We start from the raw sequence: 7,634 nt of genomic DNA on the forward strand, positions 1-7,634 counted from the left end.
TTTTATCAAAAAACCGGAATAATTCGGTATAATTCAGGCAGCTGGCTGCATAACTTTATTTGTTTTGGTTAAAATTATGTTGATGGTGTTTATGATATCATTGTCTATCATTTAATTGTATGAATGGACTTAATAATTGAATAGGTGGTTATTATATGGATCTGCAAATTTCCGATCTGGAAGAAATGAAGCTGACCGACCTGTACAAGCTGGCCAAGCAATACCAGATCCCGTACTACGGAACGCTCAAGAAGAAAGAATTAATTTTCGCCATCCTGCGCGCACAAGCTGAGAAGAGTGGATTAATGTTTATGCAGGGTGTTCTGGAAATACTTCCTGAAGGTTACGGCTTTCTGAGGCCGATCAACTATCTCCCGAGTACCGAAGATATTTACATCTCTGCTTCACAAATCCGCAAGTTTGACCTGAGAACGGGCGATCTCGTTTCCGGTAAATGCCGAACGCCGAAAGAAAATGAACGGTATTTTGGATTGCTTCAAGTTAACGCCGTCAATGGAAGAAGTCCTGAGCAAGCTGCTGAGCGGCTACATTTTCCTGCACTGACTCCACTGTATCCGCAAACCAAATTAGTCCTTGAAACTTCCCCCAACCATTTGTCTACGAGAATTATGGATGTACTGGCCCCTGTCGGACTTGGACAGCGCGGACTTATTGTGGCACCTCCCAAAGCTGGGAAGACGCTTCTCCTCAAAGAAATTGCCAATAGCATTTCTACCAACAATCCCGAGATTGAGCTATTTGTCTTGTTGATTGATGAACGCCCTGAAGAAGTGACTGACATGCAGCGTTCTGTCAAAGGTGAAGTTGTGGCCTCTACATTTGATGAACTTCCTGAAAATCACATCAAAGTGGCAGAACTGGTGTTGGAGCGTGCACTGCGTCTCGTAGAACATAAAAAGGATGTTGTCATCCTGTTGGATAGCATTACACGGTTGGCTCGTGCGTACAATCTCGTCATCCCTCCTTCTGGTCGTACTTTGAGTGGGGGTATTGATCCGGCAGCATTTCACCGTCCAAAACGCTTTTTTGGCGCAGCTCGGAATGTGGAGGAAGGCGGTAGCTTGACGATTCTTGCCACAGCGCTGATTGATACAGGATCTCGTATGGACGATATTATTTACGAAGAGTTCAAAGGTACAGGCAACATGGAGCTGCATTTGGACCGCAAACTGGCAGAACGTCGTATCTTTCCTGCGATTGATATTCGTCGTTCCGGTACACGTCGTGAGGAAGTGCTGTTGAACAAGGAAGAATTAGATACGATCTGGGCTATTCGTAAAAATATGACGGAAAGCCATGACTTTGTGGAAGGCTTCCTCAAAAAACTGCGTAACAGCAAAACTAACGCTGAGTTTTTAGCCTCGTTTGATTTGACAGCACCTTCTTCCAGCGGCTCGCAAGGTAGCTCTGGTGGCCAACAACGAAGAACTACGCGTTCTACCACAGCGTCGGTTCCCGCCACAACCAATTAAACCCAAACCATGTATTTTATCTGTTCCGTAAGTAGACAGCCATTACTATTCATTTGTTAATGGCGCGTTTAATGGAACGAAAGGAGCTCCATAATGTATTTGGTGTATGCCGACGAAAAAGGCAATGTATATGATCATGCTTCTTTGTATGGGCTTGCCCGTAGTGCAGACATGATTGTTGAAATCATGGAGGATGAGCTTATTCCGTTGCCGGAAGGAGCCACACTGGTAAGCCTGCCCAGCACCCGCCCGGTCGGTATGAACCCTGAAACAGGGGAAATGGTCTCTCTTCCGGGAAATATGCAGGCAGTAGGGGCTTTGTTACCGCAAGGCTTTACACGCCTGTGTCTGCCGGGATATGTGAAGACGGACAAGGAGTATAAACTCCCCTTGTTCGGTTATTCAGCCGTTGTCTGGAAAGATGGGGCGTTTTATGTAACAGCAGAGCAGAGTGACAGTCCTTCCAAATGGAATCCCGAAAACTGTGACCGCAATCAAGTTAAATTGGGAGTTCAGCGGATGACAGAGCAGTATCCCGAAAATAGGCTGTACCAGCATTTGTCTAACTGTGCGCTGGGGTACGAATGCCTTACTTCCTCGAATACGTTCCTGAATCGCTGGGAGGGGGGAGTTCCGGTATCTTATTCTTGTAATGCGGGCTGCTTTGGTTGTATATCTGAACAGCCGGATGACAGTGGTTTTGTATCTCCTCAGACAAGAATGAACTTCCGTCCCCGCGTGGAAGAGATTGTAGAAGTTATGTTGGAACATTTGAAGACACCTGAGTCTATCATCAGTTTTGGGCAAGGTTGTGAAGGTGAGCCCTCCACTCAAGCCAAACTGATTATTGATGCGATCAAAGAAGTACGTTCCGTTACAGATATGGGATATATTAATATCAACACCAATGCGGGATTGAATGATCATATCCGGGGAATTGTGGATGCGGGTCTTGATCTCATGCGAGTAAGCACAATTAGTGCATTGGACGACCATTACAATGCGTATTACAAGCCGCGCGGATACACGCTGGCTAATGTGGAAAAGTCACTCCGTTATGCGTCCGATCAGGGAGTGTATACGTCCATCAACTATTTGATTTTCCCGGGTGTAACAGACCGGGAGGAAGAAATTGAGGCAATGATTGAATTTGCCAAACGCACTAAGCTCAAGCTGATTCAAATGCGTAATCTGAATATTGATCCTGAAAGCTATCTGGAGTTGATTCCACCGGCTCAAGGGGAGATACTTGGTATGAAGCAAATGCTTGAGATTTATCGTGAGGAACTGCCGGATGTGGTTATCGGTTCTTACACTCATGTGCCGCCGCAAGGGCTGGCACGTCCCAAATTTGCCAGAACCTAAACGGTCGGGAGTTATTTGAAACACACCGATCTTACACTGTTTTGTGTGCTAAAAAGATGTTGAAACACTTATATTCAAGTGCTATAATTTGAACATGTGTTCATACAACTCTGGGCTGATAGGACGTTCAGGGCGGAAAGAGGTGAAAGTTAATGCAACAGGCTATTCAACCGAAGTATAACGTAACTAATGTTACTTGCGCTTGCGGGAATACGTTTGAAACTGGTTCTGTAAAGGAATCTCTGCGTGTGGAGATTTGCTCCGCTTGCCATCCGTTCTTCACAGGTAAGCAGAAGTTTATTGATGCTGGTGGACGTGTGGATCGTTTCAAAAAGAAATACGGTATGTAATAAGTTGCCGCAAGAGATAAAGTTATTAGAGCCTTCTGCAATTGCAGGAGGCTCTTTTTGTCGTTATTTGCTATTTGCATTTTGTGCAACCATGAGATATACTTATTTTCACCGTGCTAGATGGGGAGGTAGCGGTGCCCTGTAACTCGCAATCCGCTATAGCGAGGTTGAATTCCTGTTAGAGGTGTTGTTGATGTGAGGCTGGTCCCTGCGCACAATGTTGACGGTTGGGTCCTCCGCAATGAGTACTTGTGAACCTGGTCAGGTCCGGAAGGAAGCAGCCATAAGCAAGTCCACTCTTGTGCCGGAGGGTTGCCTAGCCCGAGTTGTTGCTCAGGGTTGCCGCTCGGATCACAACGATCAATAACAGGTGCACGGTATATACTTAGGGATTGAAACATCTTGGCGATTATGCGAAGGTGTTTTTTTGTGCTTATAATTTGAAATGTGTCTGGTTTAGATTCGGACGGGAGTATAGTATAATGAAGTGACCATAAATGGTCATGAAAGTGAATGGGAAAGAGGGAACGCGCATTGGAACATATAGCGTTGTACCGTGCTTGGCGGCCGCAGTCTTTCAAGGACATGGTAGGACAACAGCATATTATCCAGACATTGCAGAATGCCATCCGCGAAAATCGCACGTCCCATGCCTACCTGTTCAGTGGTCCGCGAGGAACGGGTAAGACCAGTGCGGCCAAAATTTTGGCCAAGGCAATCAACTGTGAGCATGGACCTGCGCCGGAACCTTGCAACGAATGCGAAGCCTGTAAACGGATCACGGCCGGAGCGGTCATGGATGTGCAGGAGATTGACGCAGCCTCTAACCGGGGTGTTGAAGAGATTCGTGATTTGCGCGATAAAGTCAAATATGCGCCCACAGAAGTGCGGCACAAGGTTTATATCATTGATGAAGTGCACATGCTGACGACGGAAGCGTTCAATGCGCTGCTCAAGACGCTGGAAGAGCCGCCGCCACACGTAATGTTTATATTGGCTACGACAGAGCCGCATCGGATTCCCGCGACAATTATTTCACGTTGCCAGCGTTTTGACTTTCGGCGAGTATCGCTGGAGGAGCAGACAGAGCGGCTTGACCTGATATGTCAACAGGAGAACATCCAGGCTGATTTGGATGCACTGCAATATATTGCACGTCTTTCAGATGGCGGGATGCGAGATGCGGTTAGCGTTTTGGATCAGATATCCTCGTTTACTGATGGCCGGGTTACGTATCAGCAGGTGCTGGATATGACGGGCGGGATCGCATCCGAGCAATTCGGTAAATTGGCCTTGGCATTACTGAAAGAAGATGTGGGCACAGTGCTCCAATTGATCGAGAACTTTATGCAGGAAGGTAAAAGTGCGGATAAGTGTATGGAGAATCTTCTGTACTATTTCCGAGATCTGCTAATGATCAAGATGGTGCCGCAGGCGACCAAAATGACAGAGCGAGTGCTGAATCCGGAGCAGTTTAAGGAAGTGGCAGATGCTTTTACCAAGGAGCAGCTCTTTGCAATGATCGACACCCTTAATCGTTATCAAGGTGAGATGAAATATGCCGTTCAGCCCCAAACTTTATTTGAGGTAGCTCTACTGAAGTTATGCAGCATTCCGGGGGAAGCGGGAACTGCTGCTCAGCCGACTGTACAGCGCTCTGGTGCTGCTGCTGGTCAGGAAGAAGTGGCCGTGTTAAAGCGCCAGCTTGCTGAGCTGGAAAAGAAGCTGGAACGTGCAATGCAAGGTGGCTTGGCCGCTGGAGCGGGTCAGGAGGCATCTTCAGGCGGTCGCCAGGCTTCTGGTGGTCGTGCCCCTGCTCCACGTCTTTCAGCGCCAGCTAAACTTCCTTCTCAGTTGGATCGCTATATCGCTGAGAAGTCAAGCGAAGCATTCGCAGCGGTGGGGCGCAAGTGGAGCCAGATTTTGCAAGGGGTAAAAGAGGCGAAAGTTACGGTTCATGCTTGGTTTATGGATGGTGAGCCGGTTTCTGTGTTAGAGGACAGTGTGCTGGTCGCGTTTAAAAACAACATTCATCGTGAAACTACCGAAAAGCCTGCCAATAAGCAGGTCATCGAGAAGGTTTTGCATGAGCAGTTGGGTCATCCTTATCGTTTGGTAACGATGATGCAAAAGGATTGGAATGCTGCGATTGAAGGAGTTTCTGACCAGCCTGCCGAAGAATTGCAACTGGAGCCGGAGCATGATGCGCCGGGAAAGTCCAAGGAGCCCTGGATTGATGAAGCGATTCAGCTGTTCGGGGAAGACCTGGTAGTCATTAAAGAATAATGAAATGTAGATGTATACTTCATTAAAGGAGATGATTGAAATGAATAATATGAACCAAATGATGAAGCAAGTGAAAAAAATGCAGGAACAAATGCTGAAAGCCCAAGAGGAGCTTGGTGGGAAAGTAATCGAAGGTTCTTCTGGTGGCGGTGTGGTAACTGTAGAGGTAAGTGGACATAAAAAAGTGTTGTCCATCACAATCAAACCGGAAGCTGTAGATCCTGATGATGTAGAAATGCTGCAAGACCTCGTACTCACTGCAGTCAATGATGCTTTGTCCAAAGCGGATGAACTGGCTAATGATGATATGGGTAAATTTACAGGTGGTATGAAAATTCCGGGCTTGTTCTAGTCTACTCATAAAGGAGAAACACGCTATTGCATTATCCCGAGCCGATTGCAAAGCTGATTGATGCTTTTACGCGCCTGCCGGGAGTAGGCCCAAAAACAGCTGCCCGGTTGGCTTTTCACGTACTGAAAATGAAGGAAGATGATGTGATTGATTTCGCCAAAGCGCTGGTCAATGTAAAACGAAATCTTCACTTTTGTTCAGTCTGCGGCAATATTACGGACACGGACCCTTGTCGGATCTGTCAGGATAAGACGAGGGATGCTTCCGTCATTTGTGTTGTTCAGGATGCCAAGGATTTGGTGGCTATGGAGCGTACCAAGGAGTTTGATGGTTTGTACCATGTGCTTCACGGGGCAATCTCTCCGATGGAGGGGATTGGTCCTGAGGATATCAAACTCAAGGAGTTGCTGACCAGGCTCAGTGATGAACGCGTCAAGGAGTTGATTCTGGCTACGAATCCGAACATTGAAGGAGAGGCCACGGCTATGTACATTTCACGGCTAGTGCGTCCTTTTGAAATCAAGGTTACTCGTATTGCTCACGGTTTGCCTGTGGGCGGGGATTTGGAGTATGCTGACGAGGTCACCCTGTCCAAAGCGCTAGAAGGCCGCAGAGAGCTCAATTAGTAGGTGTAGTTATACGTTATAAGTTCTGAGTCTGAAATGTCCTTGGGACATCCTTGACTTGCTTAGGGAGCCGTTACGGCTCCTTTTTTATTTGCATGAATAGATGGCTTTATAGTCGTTTCTGGTTCTAAGTTTGTCCTTTGTTCAATAAGTATGAATAAGGTGGTCTTGCAGACTGTACACATAATTCAGCTTGTGAGGAGGATGAATGAATGTGGGAACGGATGAAGCAAAATTTCCGTCGTCAGGAGAATGGGAAGACAGAAGCGGAGTATCGCCAGGAATTGTTTGCTCAGATTCGAGCTTCGCATGCGGAATGGTTAAGAGCACATCGTTTATTTCATGAAGCTACGGGTAAGGATGAAATCGACTACGCCATTTTTGTTCTGGAAGCTGCGGAGCGTAAATATCAAATACATTTAAAAAGCGCAAAGCAGCAAGGGCTACATCGTTTTCACCTGCCAGCAGATGAACCGGGGTATGCCAATGATGCTGACCGGGTTCACAAACGGAGAGCGGAATGAGAGGGGTAGTATGGCTTGTCTTGATTGCCTGTGCCGGATTACTGATGTACCTAATCCTCAAAAAACGTCTGGGGATCGGTTGGTTTGTAGTATTCGGAGCGCATATGGCTCTGGCAGCTATTGCACTGTATGTTATCAATTATTCAGGGTGGATTACACAGGTGTACATTCCGATTAACCCAGTGACGATGGGAGCAGTAACGATATTAGGCTTGCCAGGAATTGCGCTTTTACTGGGATTGAAAATAATATTGTTCGGACAGGCTGTCTGAAAAACATTATTGTAGCAGTTGTTAGGGAAGGGGAGTGTGCAAAAAAAGATGGGGTTTGGTTAGTCTAATGCGGTATTGTTTTATTTTATAAATTATAGTTGACGACGAATTCTGAAATGTGATACATTAATTCTCGGCCTTTAAAGCCCGGGAATTTTTTGTGTGAGCAATGCTTAAATGAAATTGAAAAATAATTTTAAAAAAGTGTTGACTTAAATCCCGACCGTATGTTATATTAATTAAGTCGCCGCTGAGATGCGGTGGTGAAACAAAGTGAAATATAATGAAGGTTTGATCTTTGAAAACTGAACAACGAGTGAGTAAAATGATTTTGTTCGCAAAATCAAACAATGAGATATTTTATCT

Annotated in this window: 8 protein-coding genes and 1 other RNA gene; all 9 read left to right on the forward strand. The window is 46.2% G+C overall.

Going from position 1 to position 7,634, the window contains the following annotated elements; genetic code table 11:
- Positions 1-155 precede the first annotated feature (155 nt).
- The 9 genes from rho to HFD99_RS23540 all read left to right on the forward strand — a co-directional run bounded on the left by rho (position 156) and on the right by HFD99_RS23540 (position 7,268).
- Positions 156-1,493, forward strand: coding sequence for a transcription termination factor Rho (rho, locus tag HFD99_RS23500; RefSeq protein WP_019685779.1), 1,338 nt, complete (start codon positions 156-158; stop codon positions 1,491-1,493).
- Positions 1,494-1,586: 93 nt separating this feature from the next.
- Positions 1,587-2,858 carry a radical SAM protein gene (locus tag HFD99_RS23505; protein WP_019685780.1) on the forward strand — a complete coding sequence of 424 codons (1,272 nt, stop codon included), beginning with the start codon at positions 1,587-1,589 and terminating at the stop codon, positions 2,856-2,858.
- Between the two features lie 152 nt (positions 2,859-3,010).
- Entirely contained in the window at positions 3,011-3,208 is a 198-nt protein-coding gene (gene rpmE, locus HFD99_RS23510) for a 50S ribosomal protein L31 (RefSeq protein WP_016818578.1), read from the forward strand.
- A 111-nt stretch (positions 3,209-3,319) separates the two neighbouring features.
- Positions 3,320-3,586, forward strand: an RNA gene (gene ffs / locus HFD99_RS23515) — signal recognition particle sRNA large type.
- Between the two features lie 156 nt (positions 3,587-3,742).
- The gene (dnaX, locus tag HFD99_RS23520; RefSeq protein WP_123796626.1) at positions 3,743-5,494 is read left to right on the forward strand and encodes a DNA polymerase III subunit gamma/tau; all 1,752 of its coding nucleotides are present in this window, start codon (positions 3,743-3,745) and stop codon (positions 5,492-5,494) included.
- 40 nt (positions 5,495-5,534) lie between these two features.
- Positions 5,535-5,846, forward strand: a complete 312-nt coding sequence (locus HFD99_RS23525) for a YbaB/EbfC family nucleoid-associated protein (protein ID WP_013368784.1) — start codon at positions 5,535-5,537, stop codon at positions 5,844-5,846.
- A gap of 26 nt (positions 5,847-5,872) precedes the next feature.
- Entirely contained in the window at positions 5,873-6,472 is a 600-nt protein-coding gene (gene recR / locus HFD99_RS23530; RefSeq protein WP_016818580.1) for a recombination mediator RecR, read from the forward strand.
- Positions 6,473-6,684: 212 nt separating this feature from the next.
- On the forward strand, positions 6,685-6,996 hold the full coding sequence (locus HFD99_RS23535) for a DUF2508 family protein (protein WP_016818581.1): 312 nt from the start codon (positions 6,685-6,687) through the stop codon (positions 6,994-6,996).
- Entirely contained in the window at positions 6,993-7,268 is a 276-nt protein-coding gene (locus tag HFD99_RS23540) for a pro-sigmaK processing inhibitor BofA family protein (RefSeq protein WP_016818582.1), read from the forward strand. Before HFD99_RS23535 ends, HFD99_RS23540 begins: the two co-directional genes overlap by 4 nt.
- The last annotated feature ends 366 nt before the right edge of the window (positions 7,269-7,634 follow it).

It is taken from the genome of Paenibacillus sp. EKM301P, from assembly GCF_011800295.1.
Taxonomy (GTDB): Bacteria; Bacillota; Bacilli; order Paenibacillales; family Paenibacillaceae; genus Paenibacillus; species Paenibacillus polymyxa.